Source organism: Vibrio sp. 10N.247.310.98, from assembly GCF_041467395.1.
GTDB classification, from domain to species: domain Bacteria; phylum Pseudomonadota; class Gammaproteobacteria; order Enterobacterales; family Vibrionaceae; genus Vibrio; species Vibrio crassostreae_C.
In genome coordinates this window covers 1-2164 of the sequence record NZ_JBFSUL010000114.1, presented here as the reverse complement: position 1 = coordinate 2164, position 2164 = coordinate 1, and the positions used below count along the sequence as shown (strand labels likewise).

The following is a 2164-nucleotide window of genomic DNA, read 5'->3' as shown; positions in this document are numbered from 1 at the left end:
TTTGTCGAGTAGACGACACTTGTTACCAAGTGCCGCCCCTCTAAGAACCGTACGTGCAACTTTCACTGCATACGGCTCAAGCCTCCACTAAGGCATCATTGATACCCAGCAACTTATAACGCAGTCGGGACAGGCTCTTTCCAAGAGTTACGAGCTAGCCTTTTAGATTTTCTCTTCATCAAATATTCTTGGTATTGAGGGGCAAAAGGGGTCGCTGCATTCCTGATTTTTACGTGTCGCTCGATGGGCACTTTAGCTATTTGGAACAGATTGAAGTGACAGTCCATGTCCATGATTTTCTGCCAACCGTGAAATTGCCACTGGCCTTTACGATTGAGAAAATACTTATGAACAACCCAGTCTTTGGACTTGGTTGGATGACGTCTAACTGCCCAGTGCCATAACGCTTGGAATAGTTTGTGGCCGACATACCCGAATACTTGTTTAGCAACACAGTGGCGATAGTAATTCGCCCACCCTCTAAGTTTCGGATTTATCAACTTGATAAGATCGTTAACAGGGATGGTTGCGTGCTTTTTAATAAGTTCACGTAGATTTCTAAGGAATAACAGCGTGTTAGATTTGCTCGGTTTAATGAGCAATTTCCCTTTGTACTTCCTGTGATTGAAACCCAGAAAGTCAAAGCCATCATCAATATGAGTGACCTTCGTTTTCTCTTCGGAGAGGGTTAACCCTCTTTCTGCCAGAAAGTCAGCAATCAACGGTTTGATATCGTTCACTAGCACTTCCTTTGAAGAGCAGGTGACCACGAAATCATCCGCATAACCAATAAAGTTGGCCCTAGCACCCATTTTCAGAGCTGTAGATTTTATTTGTTGCTCTATTCCCGCGAGAGTCATTAGCATCAAGGTTGGAGATATTATTCCACCTTGAGGTGTACCCTCATCGGTATCATAGAACAGACCCTTATCCACATAGCCAGACTGTAACCATTGCTCTAACATACGTTTATCTACCGTGATATTGTCCATAAGCCATTGATGCCCGATTTTGTCGAAGCAAGCCTTAATATCTCCCTCAAGAACCCATTTCGCTGATCGCTTTAGAGCCAAACATTTGAAACACTGACTGACGGCGTCAGCCGTACTGCGATTTGGCCTAAACCCATAGCTATTGAGGTCGGCAAGCGTTTCGGACACTGGTTCTAATGCTAGAAGGTGGAGGGCTTGTTGCGCTCTATCAATCATGCATGGAATACCCAATGGCCTGAGCTTACCGTTCTTTTTGGGGATGTAGATACGTTTGAGTGGTTTTGCAGAGTAAGCCTTGCGGCTCAGTTGATTGACTGCTTTCATACGGCGTACATCTGTGTTCCAGGTGACACCGTCTATTCCAGACGTTTTACTGCCTTTATTCTGAGAGACTCGCTTAACCGCAAGAAGCTTGGCTGAGCGAGAATGAGTCAAGAGCCACTGTAAGGACTTCACCTTACCGTATTTCTTTTCTCTCGTTGCTTTTGCGATACGCATTTGAAGCTTCAATACGTGTGCTTCAACGGATTTCCAGTCGATGGACTGCCATTGAGCGCCGTCAGAAGATGCACTAATCTCTTTCGAGATCACCATTTGCTTTTCTCCTTGAATAAAGTTCTTCAAATTCTCTCGCAATGGGAGACCAGTCGGAAGTGGGCTCACTTTCGTGATCAGACATAAGTCTGTATCTGCATCATTACAATGCAGCTTTCGCTTTTTCCGACCTCCTATACCTGCATCACTATCGGCCACAAAGGCTTTCCCAAAGGGAGTGATACAGGCTTACCCTGTTCCGTATGTTACGTAAAATGTCAGCTTAGATGCCCACTATAGTGCGGAGAGTACGGCGACCACGAAAAAGTACTGTCCAACCTCTTTCCAACTCTCATTGCCTTTTGGCCACAGCGTATTAACCACTTCCGCTGCTTCATCATATAACGCACCTTGAATGGATTCACATACGTTCATCATACTGACTACCTAGCACTTACCCGAATTGTGGTTTTCAGGAGGAACGTCCTCTCACGATTCTTTTCCCACTCAGCCCAACGGCCAAGTTTCGTTACATTGTCCGAGCCGCTGCTTTATTCAGGCTCGTAGGTTCATCTGGTGATACAGATGGTTCACTCGTTAAGCGGTGAACAACGCTTCATACGACCTCAGGTCGCACG

Annotated in this window: 2 protein-coding genes; both read right to left on the bottom strand. The window is 45.6% G+C overall.

All coding sequences use genetic code 11. From position 1 onward, the window contains the following. Positions 1-113: 113 nt before the first annotated feature. Positions 114-1586, bottom strand: a complete 1473-nt coding sequence (ltrA, locus tag AB6E78_RS22815) for a group II intron reverse transcriptase/maturase (protein WP_372134264.1) — start codon at positions 1584-1586, stop codon at positions 114-116. A gap of 234 nt (positions 1587-1820) precedes the next feature. After that, a complete protein-coding gene (locus AB6E78_RS22810) occupies positions 1821-1964 on the bottom strand; it encodes a hypothetical protein (protein ID WP_162497971.1) in 144 nt (47 codons plus the stop codon). Between the last annotated feature and the right edge of the window lie 200 nt (positions 1965-2164).